Annotated in this window: 18 protein-coding genes; 10 read left to right on the forward strand and 8 right to left on the reverse strand. The window is 59.7% G+C overall.

Annotated features, from left to right (window positions below; translation table 11 throughout):
* The first annotated feature begins 54 nt into the window (after positions 1-54).
* Both PW792_11425 and PW792_11430 read left to right on the forward strand, forming a co-directional pair.
* Positions 55-324, forward strand: a complete 270-nt coding sequence (locus PW792_11425; GenBank protein MDE1162539.1) for an integration host factor subunit beta — start codon at positions 55-57, stop codon at positions 322-324.
* Between the two features lie 213 nt (positions 325-537).
* A complete protein-coding gene (locus tag PW792_11430) occupies positions 538-1,377 on the forward strand; it encodes a site-2 protease family protein (protein ID MDE1162540.1) in 840 nt (279 codons plus the stop codon).
* Between the two features lie 8 nt (positions 1,378-1,385).
* On the opposite strand, the gene priA is transcribed toward PW792_11430, so the two are convergent.
* Positions 1,386-3,977 carry a primosomal protein N' gene (priA, locus tag PW792_11435; GenBank protein MDE1162541.1) on the reverse strand — a complete coding sequence of 864 codons (2,592 nt, stop codon included), beginning with the start codon at positions 3,975-3,977 and terminating at the stop codon, positions 1,386-1,388.
* Positions 3,978-4,142: 165 nt separating this feature from the next.
* Between priA and PW792_11440 the strand changes: the two genes are divergently transcribed.
* The gene (locus PW792_11440) at positions 4,143-4,907 is read left to right on the forward strand and encodes a hypothetical protein (GenBank protein ID MDE1162542.1); all 765 of its coding nucleotides are present in this window, start codon (positions 4,143-4,145) and stop codon (positions 4,905-4,907) included.
* 7 nt (positions 4,908-4,914) lie between these two features.
* Here the strand turns inward: PW792_11440 and PW792_11445 are convergent, their stop codons facing one another.
* Genes PW792_11445 through PW792_11455 form a run of 3 tightly spaced genes read right to left on the reverse strand, consistent with a single transcriptional unit; the run spans position 4,915 to position 7,067 of the window.
* Positions 4,915-5,832: an alanyl-tRNA editing protein gene (locus PW792_11445; GenBank protein ID MDE1162543.1), complete on the reverse strand. Its 918-nt coding sequence runs from the start codon at positions 5,830-5,832 to the stop codon at positions 4,915-4,917.
* Positions 5,833-5,834: 2 nt separating this feature from the next.
* The gene (fbp, locus tag PW792_11450) at positions 5,835-6,773 is read right to left on the reverse strand and encodes a class 1 fructose-bisphosphatase (GenBank protein ID MDE1162544.1); all 939 of its coding nucleotides are present in this window, start codon (positions 6,771-6,773) and stop codon (positions 5,835-5,837) included.
* Positions 6,774-6,833: 60 nt separating this feature from the next.
* A complete protein-coding gene (locus PW792_11455) occupies positions 6,834-7,067 on the reverse strand; it encodes a hypothetical protein (GenBank protein MDE1162545.1) in 234 nt (77 codons plus the stop codon).
* Here PW792_11455 and PW792_11460 point away from each other — a divergent pair.
* A complete protein-coding gene (locus PW792_11460; GenBank protein MDE1162546.1) occupies positions 7,062-8,534 on the forward strand; it encodes a GGDEF domain-containing protein in 1,473 nt (490 codons plus the stop codon). The two genes, PW792_11455 and PW792_11460, sit on opposite strands and share 6 nt — an antisense overlap.
* 25 nt (positions 8,535-8,559) lie before the next feature.
* Here the strand turns inward: PW792_11460 and PW792_11465 are convergent, their stop codons facing one another.
* The 4 genes from PW792_11465 to PW792_11480 all read right to left on the reverse strand — a co-directional run bounded on the left by PW792_11465 (position 8,560) and on the right by PW792_11480 (position 11,088).
* Complete coding sequence (locus PW792_11465; GenBank protein MDE1162547.1) at positions 8,560-9,579, reverse strand: alpha/beta hydrolase; 1,020 nt, start codon at positions 9,577-9,579, stop codon at positions 8,560-8,562.
* Positions 9,580-9,599: 20 nt separating this feature from the next.
* Positions 9,600-9,965 (reverse strand): putative quinol monooxygenase, encoded by a 366-nt coding sequence (locus tag PW792_11470; protein ID MDE1162548.1) that lies wholly within the window; start codon positions 9,963-9,965, stop codon positions 9,600-9,602.
* A 115-nt stretch (positions 9,966-10,080) separates the two neighbouring features.
* Positions 10,081-10,467, reverse strand: a complete 387-nt coding sequence (locus PW792_11475) for a DUF1801 domain-containing protein (protein ID MDE1162549.1) — start codon at positions 10,465-10,467, stop codon at positions 10,081-10,083.
* Positions 10,468-10,476: 9 nt separating this feature from the next.
* Positions 10,477-11,088, reverse strand: a complete 612-nt coding sequence (locus PW792_11480; GenBank protein MDE1162550.1) for a TetR/AcrR family transcriptional regulator — start codon at positions 11,086-11,088, stop codon at positions 10,477-10,479.
* A 110-nt stretch (positions 11,089-11,198) separates the two neighbouring features.
* On the opposite strand from PW792_11480, the gene PW792_11485 reads away from it, so the two are divergent.
* The 6 genes from PW792_11485 (at position 11,199) to PW792_11510 (ending at position 17,750) form a co-directional block, all read left to right on the forward strand.
* Positions 11,199-12,032: an SDR family NAD(P)-dependent oxidoreductase gene (locus tag PW792_11485; GenBank protein ID MDE1162551.1), complete on the forward strand. Its 834-nt coding sequence runs from the start codon at positions 11,199-11,201 to the stop codon at positions 12,030-12,032.
* A gap of 6 nt (positions 12,033-12,038) precedes the next feature.
* Entirely contained in the window at positions 12,039-13,553 is a 1,515-nt protein-coding gene (locus PW792_11490; GenBank protein ID MDE1162552.1) for a M24 family metallopeptidase, read from the forward strand.
* 69 nt (positions 13,554-13,622) lie between these two features.
* Positions 13,623-15,017: a signal recognition particle protein gene (gene ffh, locus PW792_11495; protein MDE1162553.1), complete on the forward strand. Its 1,395-nt coding sequence runs from the start codon at positions 13,623-13,625 to the stop codon at positions 15,015-15,017.
* Positions 15,018-15,083: 66 nt separating this feature from the next.
* Positions 15,084-16,310, forward strand: coding sequence for a DUF4878 domain-containing protein (locus tag PW792_11500; GenBank protein ID MDE1162554.1), 1,227 nt, complete (start codon positions 15,084-15,086; stop codon positions 16,308-16,310).
* A gap of 12 nt (positions 16,311-16,322) precedes the next feature.
* A complete protein-coding gene (locus PW792_11505; GenBank protein MDE1162555.1) occupies positions 16,323-16,802 on the forward strand; it encodes a hypothetical protein in 480 nt (159 codons plus the stop codon).
* A 369-nt stretch (positions 16,803-17,171) separates the two neighbouring features.
* Positions 17,172-17,750 (forward strand): hypothetical protein, encoded by a 579-nt coding sequence (locus PW792_11510; GenBank protein MDE1162556.1) that lies wholly within the window; start codon positions 17,172-17,174, stop codon positions 17,748-17,750.
* The last annotated feature ends 4 nt before the right edge of the window (positions 17,751-17,754 follow it).

Below are 17,754 nucleotides of genomic sequence, written 5' to 3' on the forward strand. Positions count from 1 at the left end.
CGCTCCCTCACATGCACCCTCGTCGTGCATGCTCCGGAAAGGAAGGCGACCCCTTTGATCAAGCAGGATCTCGTACAGCGCGTGGTAGACCGCACCGGTCTTCCTCGTATTAAAGCCGAGGCATCCGTAGATGCCATCTTCGAAGCGATGAAGAAGGCACTTACCGGAGGAGAACGCATCGAGCTTCGCGGCTTTGGTGTCTTCACCGTAAAGCCGCGTAAAACGGGCGTCGGACGCAATCCGCGCACGGGGGCCGAAGTCTCCATTGCACCGGGAAAGGCAGTTCGCTTCAAGCCCGGCAAGGAGCTCCACCTGCTCGATTAGGGATTCTCAGCAAGCCTTGTCCGCAGGGCTTGCCAGACATCTTCAGCGCGTGAGGTAGCTCCACTAATCCGTATGGAAACCCTCTCGAACGCTGCAAAGGCGTCTGCTCGTGCCCTTCGCCAGGGACGAAAATCCTCATCAGCAATGCTCACAACGCAGGCCGCTCTGGGCCTGCTGACCCTTTGCACCTCAACGTGCATCGGGATGCGGTACATGGCGAACTTCCGCCATGGACGCTTCCCGTTGGCCAGCGAAGCCGACCTCTTCCCTTTTCGCTGGATCGCAGAAAACCTCCACAGCTTTGCGCAGGGGCTTCCGTTCTCGCTGACACTGCTGGCGATTCTGCTGGCGCATGAGTTTGGCCACTACTTCGCCTGTCGCTACTACGGCGTCGGCGCGACGCTGCCGTTCATGATCCCGATGCCGTCGCTCAGCGGAAGCGCCGGGGCCGTCATCCGGCTGCGACAGCGAGTGCGTACCCGACAGGCGTTGCTGGGTATCGGCGCGGCAGGGCCGATCTGCGGGTTCGTGGTGGCGGTCCTTACGAGCGCGCTGGGGATGCGGCTTTCGGTCCCGGCGGCGGCAGCTCCGGAGTATCTCGTTCAGCTCAACTCGCCGCTGCTTTTTGTTCTGCTTCAACGCGTGCTGCATCCGGCTCATCTTGCGAGGAACGGCCCGCTGCTCTGGCATCCTGTGCTGTTTGCGAGCTGGATTGGCCTGCTGATCACGTCGCTGAACCTTATCCCCGCGGGCCAGTTCGACGGCGGACACATCGTCTTCGCGCTCTCGCCCCGTGTGCACAAAGCCGCGACTACAGCGACGATGCTGGCTCTTGTGCTGCTTACGATCACGAGCTTCATTGGCTGGTTTCTTTGGGTGGTGATGCTGCTGGTTCCGGCGCTGCGCAAACCTATGTTGAAGGATCGCAGCCCCGTGACGCCGACGATGAAGTGGATCGCCTTCTGCACGGCAGTCGTGCTGCTGCTCAGCATCGTTCCTGAGCCCATCCAGCACGCCAGCCTGCTTGCGTTCCTGGAGCAGCATCACTGGTAAAGACGGCGTTACATCAGGCGCAGCGCGTCGACGTCCACCACGACGTTGCGCCGTGGAATACCCTCGACATCCATCCACGCGAGCATCGCCTTCAGCACTCGCTGGAGCGTGTCGCGACGCTCTGACTTCAGCACCAGATGGTAGCGATAGATCCGCTTCACCTTCGCCAGCGGAGCCGCGGCGGGCCCCAGCACGCGCACTCCCTCGGACTTTGCAGGCAGCAGGAAACGCCCCAGACGGGCGGCGATGTCCAGCGCCTCTTCCAACTGCTCGGACTGCACGACCACGTTCGCCAGGGCGGCCAGAGGCGGATATCGCATCTGACGCCGGAAGTACATCTCCCGCGCGGCGAAGCCGGTGAAGTCGTGCTCCCGGGCGAACTCGTTGACGTAGTGGTCGGGCTGGTAGGTCTGTACGAGGACGCGCCCCGGCAGTTCACCACGCCCGGCGCGGCCGCTGACCTGTGCGAGAAGCTGAAAGACACGCTCCGCTGCGCGGAAGTCCGGCAGGCTCAACGCAAAGTCCGCGCCAACGACGCCGACGAGCGTGACGCCGTGGATGTCATGCCCCTTCGCGATCATCTGCGTGCCGACGAGCAGGTTGATTTCGCCCGAGTGAAGTCGTGAGAGCAGCCGCTCCATGTCGCCGCGCGTCCGCACCGTGTCGCGGTCCATACGACCGATGCGAGCGCCGGGGAACAGCTCCTGCAGCTTCTCTTCCCCCTGCTGCGAGCCTGCGCCCATGTAGTACAGGTGGTCGCTCTCGCACTTTGGGCAATGCGACGGCACGCCGCGCCGAAAGCCACAGTAGTGGCACTCCAGCCGTTCGCCCACGCGAGCTTCGCCGCCGTTCGAATCCTCTTCTCCGTGCTTGTGATACGTCATCGAGATCGCGCAGTTTTCGCACTCGATCTTCTCGCCGCACTTCCGGCACATGACCACGAAGGAGTAGCCACGCCGGTTCAGCAGGATGATGACCTGCTCGCCGCGATCGAGCGTCTTCTGGGTCTCTTCGATCAGCTTGGAGGAGAACATCTGCTCCTGGCCGGTGGTGCGGAACTCCTCACGCATGTCCACCATTTCGACCTTGGGCAAGGGGCGTCCGCCGACGCGCTGACGCATCTCGATGCGCTCGTAGCGGCCGCGCTCGGCGTTGTTCCAGCTCTCCAGAGACGGTGTCGCCGAGCCGAGCACCACGGGGATTCCGCGCAGTTTTGCGCGCATCACGGCTACGTCGCGACCGTGGTAACGCGGCGTCTCCTCCTGCTTATAGCTGGCGTCGTGCTCTTCGTCGACGAGGATGAGCCCCAGCTCGGGCATGGGCGCATAAACTGCAGAACGCGTGCCTACGACGACACGCGCCTCGCCTCGACGGATTCGGTGCCACTGCTCGGCACGCTCGTCCGGCGTGAGCTGGGAGTGCAGCAACGCGACCTCGCTGCCGAACGCTGCGACCATCGTCGAGGCCATCGCAGGCGTCAGCCCAATCTCCGGCACCAGCAGCAGGACGCTCTGCCCCATTGCCAACGCCCGCTGCATCGCGGCCACGTAGACCGCGGTCTTGCCCGAACCGGTGACGCCGTAGAGCAGCATCGGGTGAAAGCCCTTACCGATGCTCTCGCCCTGATCATCAGCCTTCGCGGCCTGCCCCTTTTCCATGGCAGCCACAATCGTGGCGAGTGCTTCGGTCTGCGACTCGTTCAGCGAGTGCTCATGGGCGAACTTCTTGCCAAACGCTCCGAGCCCGGAGACGTGAAACGCCTCGGCCTGCTCGTCGATCCGCACCAACCCGCGCTTCACCAGCGTCGTCAGCGTGGACTCCGGCACACCGGCCCGCTCCAACCGATCGCGCAGATCGCGCAGTACCGCACGCCCGCCAGCCCCAGCCAGCTCTGCCATCGCGGCGAGCTGATTTTCGTTCAGCTTCGGTAAGCGCTTGCCGCCTTCAGCGGTCTGGCTTCCGGCGTCTTCGTCTGTACCAACACCTGTGCCCTGCTCCACGAGAACGGCGATTTTTTCCAGCCGACGGGCGTCGCGCACCTCAGCCAACGCTTCGCGGACCAGCCACTTCTTGCGTGCCATGCCATCGAGCAACGCTTTGCGCGCGCCGGTTGCCGAACGAATCGTCGCAGGCTTTACGGCATCGCCAGCCTCGAGGTAGTTGAGGACGGCATACTCCTGGTTCTGCTCTTCGACGGTGAGCCGCGAACGTCGCGAAGCCCCACGCGCTGCCTCGTAAAGCACCTTTCTCCCCTGCTCGCCCATGCGGTACGTCCACTGCCGCCGTACTTCGGCCATCAGCGGCATCATGCCGCGCAGCACCTCGCCGAGCGGCGCGCAGTAGTAGCCAGCGACCCACCGGCCAAGCTCCATCAGTTCATCCGAGAGCAGTGCCTCTTCGTCCATGACGCGCTCCACCGGCCTGGCCTCGATGCCTTCGGCAGGCGGCGTGTCATGCACCGCCACCACCACTCCCATCAGCTTCTGCCCGCCAAAGGGAACGAGCACACGCGCGCCAATCTCTGCCTCCGCACCCTTCAGCGCGTAGGTAAAGCTCTGGTCCATAGGGACCGGCAACACGACATCGCAAAACTCAGCCACTGTAGTAGGGTAGTGGCGATGCCACACAAGCGACAATCTATCGCTCTGCAAAACGTCTTTTGCATTTCCGTCCTTGCGCTCTGCAACCTGCTTCCACAAGCCATTTCAGCGCAATCCAACGCGTCCCATGCAGACTCCACCGCGCAGATCCAAAAGATCGACGGAGTGAACTTTTTCGTCACCGACAACACAAACCTTGAGTACGTCCCGCTCGTGAAACCCGACGGAAATGGTTACGACCATCGCCTGCTCGCGGTCCAAACCCACAAAGAGTGGAGCGAGGAAGTCGACGGTTCACGAGGTTCGGTCACTGTGACAGCGTACCCTGTGGCTGGAAAGAGCGAACCGTCACTCTGGTCGTTCCATGCGGAAGGCAATCAGGGAGAATCTGTGCCTCAAACCGAACTCTTTCGCGTCGACATCTTCCCCTGCTGCGCTTCTGCTTTTCGGCGCACCTACTTCAGCGTGCGCAACGGACACAAGCTCTACGTCACCAGCTCCCGCCAAACCGGCCCAGATACGAGCCTGATCGAAGTCTCCCACGACAACAACGGTCACTATGACGGAGCACACTTTGTCGCCTTTGGAGAAGACGGACCCGCCAGTGACGCCCTGCTGCTTCAACTCGGCACCGACACAGAACTCATGCAGCAGCTAAGAATCAAAGGCGTTGAGATCAATACCGACGAAGACCTCCCGCGGCTCAAGCTCCTGACCAAAGACGGTAAGAGTTCAATGAACCAGCGTCTCTTTCTTACCGGCGACGACTTCGACTTTCTGATCCAACTCAGCCTGTCTGACGCTGAAAGACCCGACGCGAAACGCACCTACAGCCGAAAGCTCACTATTCCCGTAGAGCACGGCATTATGAACCTCAAGAAAGCCAAGACGCCTGCAGGCATCAGCCTGCAGGCGTCTTCTAAACTCTAGCGATCAGCTAAATCGCCGCTTCCGGCAACATCGCCCGCAGCTTCTTCAACTCCTTCGCGGCAGCCTTCTTCTCCTCCATCAAAGCTGCCACGCGTGCTGGAACATCTGCGGCTCCAACGCTCAGCGTCTTCGCTACGGCAGTTAGTGTCTGGTAGTCCCTTCGCGCGGCCTTTGTTGCACGGACGCCGCAGCAGAACTCCACTCGCCAGCCCTGCTTCACCTTCTCCAGCTTCCGCACCAGCACGCCGCCGATTGCGCCCGTGTTGGACACATGGGTTCCGCCGCAGGCGTTGAACTCCACGCCCTGCATCTGCACGATGCGGATTCTCCCTGGGCGATCGGGAATCTTGCGTAGATCGCCGCGCGACAGCATCTCCTGGGCGTACTCGGGCTGCACCCAGTTGACGATCACCGGACGGCCTTCTGCAACGACACGATTTACGGCGTTCTCGACCAGCGTCAACTGCTCGTCCGTGGGCCGCTCCTTCGTGTCCAGGTCGATCGTCGAAGACTCCGCACCCAGATGGAACGACACCGTCGCCATTCCCAGCTCGCGAAGGAACATGGCACTCAGCAGGTGCTGCCCCGAGTGCTGCTGCTCGTGGTCGATACGCCGCGCCGAATCGACACGGCCCTGAATCTCCGTGCCTTCGACCAGCGGCTTGCGGATGTAGTGCCAGACCTCGCCCGCATCGTCTTCCTCGACGAGTTCGACCGGCACCTCAAGCACCGCGCCGGACTTCGCAATCGCAATCAGCGTGCCGGTGTCGTGGGGCTGACCGCCGCCGGTGGGATAAAACGCCGTCTCGTTCAGCGCCACACGCCAGAACTGCCCCTGCTCGTCCTTCGAGACCAGTTGAATTTCCGCAATCTCGGCGTCGAACTCGAGCTGCGACGATGTGTAGTAAAGCCTCTCCGCTGCCACTGTTACTTCTGCTCCTGAACCATGCGCTGCAACGCTTCTACTTCCGCCTTCGAACCCACCACCAGCGGTGTACGTTCATGCACGCCCTCGGCCTGCACCTCAAGAATCCGCGTCGCGCCGTTTACCGCCGCGCCGCCTGCCTGCTCTGCGATCATCGCCAGCGGATTGGCCTCATACAGTAGCCGCAGCTTGCCCTTCGGGGTCTTGTCGGTCGGCGGATACAGGAAGACGCCGCCCTTCAGCATCGTGCGGTGGAAGTCCGCCACCAGCGAGCCGATGTACCGCGCACCGTATGCCTTGCCGTTCAGCTTCTTATCAATCAGCATCTGCACGTACTCGCGGTAGACCTGCGGCCAGCTCGCCGCATTCGCCTCGTTGGTCGAGTAGTACGGGCCCTGCTCCGGCATCTTCATGTCTTTGGAGGTCAACACGAACTCGCCCTTGCCATCCAGCGTGAAGCTTGCCACGCCGTTACCGGTCGTCAGAAGCATCACCGTCGACGGGCCATAGACCACGTACAGCGCGGCAACCTGTGCGGTGCCCGGCTGCAAGGCTGTCGCGGTCGCGTCGCCGCTCACTTTCTGGATCGACACAATCGTGCCCACGTTCACGTTCACATCAATGTTCGACGAGCCATCGAGCGGATCAAAGATCGCCACAAACGCGCCGTTCGGATGGTTGAAGACCACCGGAGCATCATCCTCTTCGCTCACGATTGCCGCCACCTGCGACACCGCGCCAAGCTTTGAGATCAGCACGTCATTGGCGAAGACATCCAGCTTCTGCTGCTGCTCGCCCTGCACGTTCACCGCGCCCACCGCGCCGTAGACATCGCTCAGTCCTGCCAGTCGAATTCGTCCGGCAATCTCTGTACAGGCCGTGGCAATCGCTCCCACCACTTCGCCCAGCCCTGCTCCTGCTGCATACTCGCTAGCGTTCATCCGGCATCTCCTATGCATCTATTTTCGCAGGCTGATGCTATCAATGGCACGCAACCCTGCTCAAACCTGCCACCACGCTAATCGCGCACCCGTCTTCGTGAAACGAAAGTGGGAGAACTTTTCTCCGGTCAGACCGGTATTCTCGTAGAAAAGCCTTAATCCGATCAAGACCATCAGGAGAGTTGCTTCAAAAGCGACCGTCTGCAGACCCCCAGGATGATATCCACTCCAAAAGCCGGCCAGGTAACCCAAAAACTGCTGCTCTGCGCGATTCCAGCCTTCGCTGCAGTGCATCTTACGATCCTCTTGCTGCTGCGCGGGCACTTCGTTCTGTTCAGCTTTATTGTCGGCCTGGCACCGCTTCTGGCGGCCGCCTGCATTCTGTGGCGCACACAGCAGATCGAGCGCTGGCACCGGTCTGCGTGGTACTGGATCACCGTTGGACTGGTCTTGTGGTCAACGGCGCAGATGAATGAGTTGCACGTCACGCAACTGGCGAACAACACTACGCCCACCTTTGCCGACTACCTCTTCTTTCTTGTCGCGATCCCGCTGCTGCTCGGAGCCTCCAGCACACCGGCAACGCGTAATATTCCCAGCGTTCGCGTACTGAATGCGCTGCAATCCGTACTGGCCACGGGACTGATTTACGTCCGCATCTTCCGGATGCCGGTCAACGCCTCGACGGGCGGCGTCAGCGCGCTCTACGACATTGAGTTCCTCGTCCTGTTCCTCACCGTCTCGCTGCGGTATCTGTCGGCCACGGTGCCGGAGGACAAACGCACGCTTAGCGCACTGTGGCTCTACTTCGCGCTCTATATGCCTGCGGAAGCCACCGTGGACTACGTCTCACGGCTCTACCATCTGCAGGTCGGCACACCGCTCGATCTGGTCTTCACCCTGCCGTTTCTCTTCCTCGGATGGCGCGCGCTGAAGATGCCCACAGACGAAGTCGACAACGCAACGGATAAAGCCGCGCCTCGGTGGCGTCTCTTTCTGCAAAGCCTCTGCCCCATGCTCTTCACCTGCGGCGTCTTCGCGCTTGGGGTCTCGGTCGCCTCGCAACACCTCGCCATCGCCAGCATCGTCATGCTGCTCACCATGGTGCTACAGGGACTGCACTCCGGCGTGATCCAGACGAGGTTTGTTCTCGACCGCGAACGACTCCAGCGGCAGGAGCAACAACTGCTCGACGCCAACGCCAGGCTTGAAGAGCTTTCGCTGGTCGACCACCTCACCGGCATCTCCAACCGCCGACACCTGGCCCAGGTGCTGGAGCGCGAGTGGGAGCGTGCGGCGCGCCATAACGAGTGGATTTCCATTCTGATGATCGACGTCGACTACTTCAAAGGCGTCAACGACAAGCACGGCCACGCGTACGGCGATGAGTGCCTTCGCGCGCTTGCGCAACTGCTGACACAGATCAACCGCGATATGGATTTCTCATCCCGCTACGGTGGCGAAGAGTTTCTCGTCATGCTGCCGAGCACGAACGCCACGGGAGCAAGCACCGTTGCCGAACGCCTGCACTCAGCGCTGCGGGAATGTAATTTGATCAACGAGGCATCGCCTCTTCAGCGGTTGACCGTCAGCATCGGTATCGCCACCACGAAGGTGCACCGCGGCATGAGCAGCGCACCGTTTCTAGAAACTGCGGACGCCGCGCTCTACGAAGCCAAACAGGCTGGCCGCAACCAGACACGCGTGGCCAGGGAGATGGTCGGAGTCCAGGGATTCTCTGACCGAGCGGCGTCCCGATAGGGACCACACCGCGGCTGCCAACGACTCAGCGAGAAAGCTGACTCAACCCTGCGAGCAACGCTTTATGAAAGGCCACCGGGTCCTGGATCTGCGGAGCATGACCGAGCGCGGGAAACTCCACTAATCTGGCACCGGGGATTCTCGCTATCGCCTGCTTCGCCAGCACAGGGTAGTTCCCTAACTGCGCGCGAATCGCGGCAGGCGCTAAGTCCTTGCCGATCGCCGTGTTGTCCTTATCGCCGATCATCAGCAATGTGGGTACAGCAATATGCTCGAACTCGTAGAAGACCGGCTGCGTGTAGATCATGTCGTACAGCAGCGCCGAGTTCCACGCGACTAATTCTTTGCCGGGGCCGCGATACATCCCTGCCAGCATCTGCACCCAGGGCTCGTAGTTTTCACTCCATGTGCCTGCGTAGTACGTCGCCTGTTCGTACTTACGGATTCTCTCCGCGCTTGTTTGTAACTCCCGCTGATACCACTGATCGACCGAGATAGAAGGCACGCCTTTTGCCTTCCAATCCTCCAGACCAATCGGATCGACCAGCACTAACTGCTCCGTCGCAGCCGGGTACATCAGCGCATAACGAATCGCAATCATCCCACCGGTCGAGTGAGCGATCAACGTCGCCTTCGCAATCCCCAGCGAATCGAGCAAGGCGTGAGTATTTCTCGCTAACTGTTGAAAGGTGAACTGGTAGTTCTCCGGCTTCGTCGACTTACAAAAGCCGATCTGGTCCACAGCGAGCACCCGATAGCCAGCCTTCGACAGGACATCGATCGAGCCTTTCCACGTTGCCGAGCAGAAGTTCTTGCCGTGCAGCAGGACCACCACCCGGCCGTTCGCCACAGCAGGCTTAACGTCCATGTAGACCATATGCATTGCCTGCTTCTGCGAGGAGAAATTGAACTGCTGCACCGGGTACGGATACTCGTAGCCCTGGAGTTCTGGACCATACGCAGGTGCATCTGTCGCCGCACCCTGCGCCCACGCCATGCCACCGCACATCAAAGCCAGTAAACCGAGAACGAGTACCTTCCGCATGGCAAAACCCCCTTTTCTGTTTACCGAAGAGTCGTATGCACGCGCGTATCGAACGGTCCACCTAGCAACGGCTGCACCTTATTGCGGAACGCTACCGTATGGTCCGACCCCACGTGCCGGTCATACGCTGTGCGGTCGCGCCACGTCTCCACGATCGTAAAGTGATTGCTCGAGCCAACCTCTTCATACACACCGTACGACACCAGACCTACGTCCTTCTTTGTCGCCATACGCTCCGCGTCCAACAACGACTCCGCCGTCTCTACGGCCTTTGGCAGATACGCGTCCGGCTTGATGTCAACATGGCTCACCACGGTCACAGGTTCAGACTTCGCTTGTGCCCTGAGCGTAGCGCTGCCTGCCGTTGCCACCAGAACCAATGCCATCCACTTCGCTCCAACCTTCACAAGCTCTCCTCACACGCACCAGGCGATACCTTGATGGATGTGCTGCTCTTCGAACCCGATTCATCGGAACTTCCAATGGAAGCGATGCGTTCCGCTAGCGCCTCTTTCTCTTCGCCTTCGCAGCACCATTCGCAGCAACCGCCTCACGCACCAGAGCCTGCAGCGCTTTCACGTCCAACATATCCCCTTCTCGCAGATCGACAGCCCGCCGGACGCTCCCCTCAAGGCTTGCATTGAACATTTTCGCCGGGTCCGGCAACGATGCGCCCTTCGCGAACGTCAGCTTCACCACAGCCTTGTAGGTCTCTCCCGTGCAGAGAATCCCGTCGCATGACCAAACAGGCACCCCACGCCACTTGATTTCCTCGACAATCGTTGGGCCAACCGCAAGGATCGCTTCGCGCACTCGCGCCAACATCTCTCCACGCCAATCACCCAATCCCAGAATCTTCGCGCTAATCAACTCCGCTACCGTTTCCATTGGAACCTCCTATTTATCGGGATAAATCCTCTCCAGCACCTTTGGCAGATCCTTTTTCACAAACTCCGCCGAGTTCTTCCGCGGAAATAAATGCCCGGTCTTCTCTGCAATCACCATGTCGGCCATGCCATGCAAGAGCGCCAGCCCCGCAAACTCGTCAGCGGCATCTTCGAACTTCGAGAAGTCGAGTTCATTCTTCCCCTGATACACAGCAATCGCATGAGCCAGCCGCTTGCCCGCACGCTCAGTCACTTCCTTGTACCGGGCATCCGTACGATCAATCAGGTCATGACGAAACATCAACCGGAAATGCCCGGGATACTCCTGTGCGAACTTCACGAACGTATACGACAACGACCGCACATTCTCTGCGTAATCCTGCTTCACTGCCGCAAGCAGCACTTCGTCCGCACGCGCAAACGCCAGCAGCGCGACCTCTGTCAGCAAGCCCTTCGCCGAACCAAAGTGGTGCGCCGGCGCGCCAGGAGAGACACCCGCACGCTGCGCCGCCGCACGCAAGGAGAAGCCCTCAAGACCGCTCTCCGCAATGAGAGCGTCCGCAGCTTCAATCAAAGCCGACCGCAGATCCCCGTGATGGTATGTCGTTCGCTTCTTTGGCATGGTCAATAAGAAAATCTATACGGTGTTCAGATAAATCTAGACACTGTTCAAATTGGAGGGTACTCTAACCATCGAGTGCACTCAATACTCCAAGTATAGGGATGTTGACTATGAAAACCTGGCTGATTACTGGAGCCTCACGCGGCATGGGCCGCGTCTGGACCGAGGCCGCCCTCCTGCGCGGAGACAAAGTCGCCGCGATTGCCCGTTCCACCGCTGAGTTCGCTCCTCTCGTCGAGCGTTTCGGCGAAGCCGTCCTTCCTCTCGCCGCCGATGTCTATAACGTGGAACAAGTGAACGCCGCCGTCGCCCAGGCACATGAGACATTCGGCTGCCTCGACGTCGTCGTCAACAACGCGGCCTACCCCCTGGTCGCCACCATCGAAGAGGCCACTGACGAAGAGATCAAGGCCATCTTCGGTACCAATGTTCTTGGGAACGTTCACATCCTTCGCGCTGTTCTGCCCATTCTGCGGGCACAAGGCAGCGGCCACGTGCTGGGCATCTCCAGCACACTTGGCCTCGCCTCCATGCCATTGATCGGCTATTACGCGTCGACCAAATGGGCTATCGAAGCCATCTACGAGAGTCTCGCGCTGGAGGTTGCAGCCTTCGGGATCAAGGTCTCGATCGTCCAGCCGGGAGCGTACGCGACCGAGTTTGGCGGACAGCAGTCCGGCAAGCTGGGCACACCGATGGAGGAGTACGCCTCTGTCCGTCAGGGCGTCTTCTCTCACCTCGCCACCATGCAGCGAGGGGAACCGGCAGCCACGGCCGACGCTGTCCTCAAACTCGTTGACGAGGAAAACCCGCCGCTACGCCTTATCCTGGGCAGCGACGGTTTGCCGCAGGCCCAGCAGGTCTTCGCGAAGCGGCTTGCCGAAGCGGAGGCGTGGAAAGAGGTCTCCGACTCCGCGCAAGGCAAATCCACCACAGCAAGCTAGACCAACATGCGGGCGTCGGCACACAAGCCGACGCCCTACAATCTGTTCATGCTGTCTCGTCGCCGCTTTCTCGTCACCGCCGCCGCCACTGCCCCAGCCTTTGCACTGCACGCGCAGGAGAAACCCGCCGAGCCAACCGCCTGCGAAGAGCCCAAGCTCCCTGAATCCATCGCCGCGCTCACCGACCGCAGCAAAGACATCGTCCCCATCACGATCGACGAGCGCAACGACCGGCTCGACCTCGCACGCGAGTTGATGAAGCAGTACAAGCTCGATGCGATCCTCGTCACCAACGGGCCCTCGCTGCGCTACTACACCGGCGCCAAATGGTGGCCTTCGGAGCGGCTCTTCGCCTACGTGATCCCGCAGTCGGCTGCGCCGCTGATCATCTGCCCGTTCTTTGAGCGTGACCGCCTGGCAGACCTGCTGCTGCAGTTTCCGGAGCGCGAAACCACTATCACCTACCTCTGGCAGGAGAACGAAGATCCGTTCGTGATCCTTCGTCGCGCGCTTGCTGAAGTCAACGTGACCGCCGGTACGCTTGGCGTCGAAGAACAAACGCCCTACGGCATGACGAACATGATCGCGCAGGCCTGTCCCGCGCTGAAGATCGCTTCCGCAACCCCCGTCACGGCAGGCCAGCGCTCGCTGAAATCGCCCGCCGAAATCGCGCTCCTCCGACTGGCCAACCAGATCACCTTCGACGTATACAAGGCCGTGTACCTGTCCTCTGCCCCCGGCGACACGAACCGCAAGGTTTCCGCGCTCATCGCCAAAGCCTATGAACGGTGTGGCGTTCAAGGCGATGCTTCGGTCAACGTCGGCGTGGCGACGGCCACGCCCCACGGCTCCAACAAAGAGCAGATGATCCACGAGCGCGAGATGGTCTGCTTCGACGATGGTTGCACCGTCGACGGCTACACCTCGGACATCACGCGCTCCTTCGTCTACGGCACTCCTACCGATGAGCAGCGCACGATCTTCGAGATCGTCCGGAACGCGCAGTCCGCCGCTCTGGCCGCCGCTCACCCGGGCGTAGAGATGCGCGCGATCGACGCCGCTGCCCGTTCGGTCATCGAAAAAGCAGGCTACGGGCCCGGCTATCAGTTCTTCCAGCACCGCGTCGGCCACGGCATCGGGCTGGCGATGCACGAGTGGCCCTACCTCGTCGGCGGCAACCCGCAGAAGCTCGTCCCCGGCATGTTCTTCTCCAACGAGCCGGGCATCTACCTGCCCAACAAGTTCGGCGTCCGGCTGGAAGATGACATGCTCATCACCGACCGCGGTGCAGAGCTCATGACCTGGCAGTCCCCTTCGCTGCAAGACCCCTTCGCCATTCCCGCCAAGGGAACGCCACAGCCCGTGGAGACTCCAGCCGATAAGCCTGTCGAGGTAAAGCCCACCGACGCACCGGCAGCCGAGACGCCCAAACCCGACGCGGCAAAGCCAGATGCCACCAAACCGGAGACGCCCGCAGCCGATCCGGCCAAGCCCGCAGAGGCTCCCGTGGCGAAACCTTAGCGGGCTGTCGAGGCTTTCCTCACCCTGCCGCAGCTTCCACCGCGAATCCACCTGTAAACTGAACAAGCCATGTTTGAAGCACTTTCCGACAAACTCCAACGCTCGTTCAAAAACCTCCGCGGCCAGGGCACCCTTACCGACGAGAACATCAACGACGCCCTGCGCGAAATCCGCGTCGCCCTTCTCGAATCCGACGTCAACCTTGACGTTGCGCGCGACATCATCGAGCACATCCGCGCCAAGGCGCTCGGCTCTGAAGTCGCCACCTCGCTGAGCCCCGCCGAGCAGATCGTCAAGATCGTCCGCGACGAGCTCATGGAGGTCCTCGGCAAGGACACCGCACGCTTCAAATTTGCCGCGCAGCCCCCGACCGTCATCCTGATGGCGGGCCTGCAGGGCTCCGGTAAGACGACCACCACCGGCAAGCTTGCCGCATGGCTCAAGAAGGGCGGCCACCGCCCCCTGCTCGTCTCCGTCGACGTCTATCGCCCCGCTGCGCGTGAGCAGTTGAAGGTTGTGGCCAAAACGGTCGGCGTGCAAATTTATGAAGGCAAGCTGTCTGAAACCAGCGGCACAGCTGACGTTCTTCGCCTCGCCAAGGAAGCCTTCCGCGAAGCCCGCAACTTCGCCAACGACGTTCTGATCGTCGACACCGCTGGTCGTCTGGGCATCGACGAAGCGCTCATGGACGAGATGGCGCAGCTCAAGAAAGAGCTGAACCCGAGCGAAATCCTCTTCGTCGCCGACGCGATGACGGGCCAGGACGCGGTCAACTCCGCGAAGGCCTTCAACGATCTGCTGCAGATTACCGGCTCCGTGCTGACGAAGATGGACGGCGACTCCCGCGGCGGTGCTGCGCTGTCGATCCGCAACATCACGGGCCAGCCGATCAAGTTCCTCGGCACGGGCGAAAAGCCTGACGCCTTCGAGCCCTTCCACCCGGACCGCATCGTCTCGCGCATCCTCGGCATGGGCGACATCGCCACGCTGCTCGAGCGCGCGGAGGAGAAGCTCGATAAGGACAAGGCCACCGCGTTTGCCAAGAAGGCGCTCTCCGGCGACGGCTTCTCGCTCGAAGACTTCCGCGAGCAGCTACGCCAGATCAAGAAGCTCGGCTCGATGCAGAGCATTCTGAAGATGCTTCCTTCGGTCGGCCCGTTCCAGGGCATGCAGCAGGCTGCCTCACAGGTGGACCAGAAGCAGTTCGACCGCGTCGAGGCGATCATCAACTCGATGACGACCAAGGAACGCCGCAACTCCGGCATCATCAACGGCAGCCGCCGCAAGCGCATCGCGCTGGGCGCTGGCGTTCAGGTCAGCGAGGTGAACAACCTCCTGAAGCAACACGCCCAGATGTCGAAGATGTTCAAGACGATGGGCACCCCCGGCGGCGCCGGCAAGATGCAACAACGCCTCATGTCCCAAATGGGCGGCCTGCGCGGCGGCGGTGGCTTCGGAAGATAGCAGATTGCATCTTCACCGGAAGGCGTGAGAGCATATTTTAAGACACGCCATACACGGAGTTCTATTTTGCGCAAGAAGCTCTATTTGCTTACGGCATTTCTGTGCCTTAGCCCACTGGGTTGCAAGAAGAATGTACAGCCGCCTTCCGACACAATAAGGTCCCTTTTCAAAGCAGCGAACGAAAGCCGCTACGACGATTTCGAAAAACTCTTGACGCCTGCATTCGCTAAGAAACTCGAGGACGCGGATCCTCTTGCAATGCAACACCTGGCCGATGCGGCAAGCGAAAAGGGAACATTTGATAGCCTCGATATCGTAAGCGAGGAAGTTCACGGTCAAGGTGCAACTGTAACTTATATAGCCAAATACAAATCAGCGCAGCCACACAACCGTTCTGTTCAACTCTTACAACAAGACAACGTTTGGAAGGTGGCGAGCGTTCCGACGACCACTGACACGGCGACATCTTCTGCCGCAGCTCAAATCGGTTCCCAGTCTCAAGCGGCAACTCCCCCTCAAGATCTCAGAGCCGTTATTAGTTGCGGTATGAACGGTTTTCAAAACCTCAATGCAATGGCTTGCTTTGCCGGTGAAACGAGTACCGAAGTCGAATTGCAAAATGGAAGTCAATATGGCCTGTATAAGAGCTATCAGCTAGGTACGATAGGGCAGCAGACGTTCAGAGGGCTTGAAATCCATCTAAACAACACCTTCGACCTCAAAGCTCAAAACGCCTCACCATCATTAATACTCGGAATCCGAATTTTTGATGCCAAGACCGGTCGAGTTATGTTTCAGAAGCAAGTTTCTCGATTTGGCGTCATAGAGATAAGCAATCGCGACATAGCGAATATGATCCCGATCAAAGCTCCCGAACCCCAACCCGCCTCATCAAACGTTGCTCCCCCTGACCGTGCAAGCTCTAGCGTGAGTGCCGGTCCGACAAATTCAGTTTATGGATATCTCGACGAGATTAAGATAACGCCAATTGGGCCAATCACACGCGTTTCTGCTTCCGGTTGGGCTGGTGATACAACAAAGAGTACTCTGCCTGAAGCAATTTTCATCAGCCTCGACGGTTCCACTGCGTGCAACACCAGCCCAAACGTGAGTCGTCAAGACGTTGCTGACAAGTTTGGCTCTAGCATGCTTTCGAGTGGATGGGCGTGCACCTTCGTTATCCCGAATGGCAAAGCGGGTATTCATCGAATTGAAGCTACAGCATCATGGTCTTCGGCCTCCGAACACGACACTAGACCGTTGCAGGGCGTGAAGATGGTCCGCACAAACTAAGGCACGAGACCGATGTCAGAACATAAAGAAGGACACGCTGTTAGTAGTGATCGTTCTTATCAAACGGCTGTCGAGGTTTGGAAGTTTCAGGTTGAACAGTACTGGACAAGATCAAGCTACTACGTTGTCTTCGAGCTCGCACTCGCGGCCGGAATATGGAAGATCTTCGACGAGAGACACTGGTTCACCTCCGGATTTCTCTCTTTAGGTGCGATTTTATTTACCGTTCTTTGGCTTTTGAACAATGAACGCCTCAATGATTACATCAACTATTATTGGCGACGCCTCAAAGCCATCGAGCCTGAATTGGGTATTCCGGTAGAGCGGCAGATTTTCGCATGCATACATAATCTCGATGGACTTAAGCGACGCGGACGACGCCTAAGTTACCGATTTTATGGACAGCTACTCCCTCCAATTTTTCTCTTTGCATGGGTCTATATGTCCACATGGTCTTTTCTGTTAGCTCTCCACGTCATTCACACAAATTAGGCGACGAAACGAAGGATCCGACAAAGATTGGAAGGGCACGACTTCGGTCGTGCCGTAAAATACCGTGCCGCAGACGCTTCCGCTCTGGCGAAGACTCTGGTGAGCACGCCCGCGAAACGACCCGCTTGTCTTCCTCCATCAAGCTACTAATGATCGCGCAGAGCATTCGACTCTTAATCGACAAATCCAGCCCCACCTGCGTTACCCTTCCCGCATGGGCCTGGACGCTGTAGAAATCGTGCTCCGCTGCGACGAGTTCTTCGGAGTTACCCTCGCCGACGAAGACCTCGCGCAGACGGCCACCGTGCGCGGCCTCTACGAACTCATCTGCCGCCAACTCACGCTTACGTACCAGCGATACAATTCCCCATGCTCACCCCAGCCCTCATCGCCAGCACGCCAAGCGACCAGGAGCTCTTCGACCACATCTGCAAAGAACTGGAAAGCCGCATCCCCCAAAGCGTCTACGAAAGCTCCGCAGCTTTCTCCAAAGCCATCTACCAATTACCGCGCGGCCTTCAGGCCATGCAATCTGTGTATGAGCTCGACATCAGCATGACGCTCGACGATCTGGCGTGGCACTTCCTCAATCACCCTGCGGACATCTCCTCCCGCCGCACCTACGAAGGCCTGCTCGAACTAGAACTTCCCGCAGAGGCCTCTCTATTCAAACAGGCGTGGGATATATGGGCACCCCACCTTGAGCAGTACCGCCAACACGGCGTCGGCGAGCAAGAGCCACACGACTACCTCGAATCAATCGGCGTACAAAAGCCGATCAATCCGTTGAATGACCAGCTATGGAAGCTCTTGGAAAAACCCAATAACCTCGGCCTCATGCAAGCGTGGGTAAACTACGCCCGCAAGTATCCCGAACGCTGCATCGACTCCACTGACCAGGAGAGCGGCTGTCGCAGCGTAATCGAGCCAGTAAATTTGTCGCGCTAAGATA

It is taken from the genome of Acidobacteriaceae bacterium (genome assembly GCA_028283655.1).
Classification (GTDB): domain Bacteria; phylum Acidobacteriota; class Terriglobia; order Terriglobales; family Acidobacteriaceae; genus Granulicella.

Coding starts and splice junctions, on each gene's coding strand:
- PW792_11430 (MDE1162540.1), top strand. CDS start 538: ATGGCGAACTTCCGCCATGGACGCTTCCCGTTGGCCAGCGAAGCCGAC.
- fbp (MDE1162544.1), bottom strand. CDS start 6,773: ATGAACGCTAGCGAGTATGCAGCAGGAGCAGGGCTGGGCGAAGTGGTG.
- PW792_11455 (MDE1162545.1), bottom strand. CDS start 7,067: ATGCACTGCAGCGAAGGCTGGAATCGCGCAGAGCAGCAGTTTTTGGGT.
- PW792_11465 (MDE1162547.1), bottom strand. CDS start 9,579: ATGCGGAAGGTACTCGTTCTCGGTTTACTGGCTTTGATGTGCGGTGGC.
- PW792_11470 (MDE1162548.1), bottom strand. CDS start 9,965: ATGGCATTGGTTCTGGTGGCAACGGCAGGCAGCGCTACGCTCAGGGCA.
- PW792_11475 (MDE1162549.1), bottom strand. CDS start 10,467: ATGGAAACGGTAGCGGAGTTGATTAGCGCGAAGATTCTGGGATTGGGT.
- PW792_11480 (MDE1162550.1), bottom strand. CDS start 11,088: ATGCCAAAGAAGCGAACGACATACCATCACGGGGATCTGCGGTCGGCT.
- PW792_11485 (MDE1162551.1), top strand. CDS start 11,199: ATGAAAACCTGGCTGATTACTGGAGCCTCACGCGGCATGGGCCGCGTC.
- PW792_11490 (MDE1162552.1), top strand. CDS start 12,039: ATGCGGGCGTCGGCACACAAGCCGACGCCCTACAATCTGTTCATGCTG.
- ffh (MDE1162553.1), top strand. CDS start 13,623: ATGTTTGAAGCACTTTCCGACAAACTCCAACGCTCGTTCAAAAACCTC.
- PW792_11505 (MDE1162555.1), top strand. CDS start 16,323: ATGTCAGAACATAAAGAAGGACACGCTGTTAGTAGTGATCGTTCTTAT.
- PW792_11510 (MDE1162556.1), top strand. CDS start 17,172: ATGCTCACCCCAGCCCTCATCGCCAGCACGCCAAGCGACCAGGAGCTC.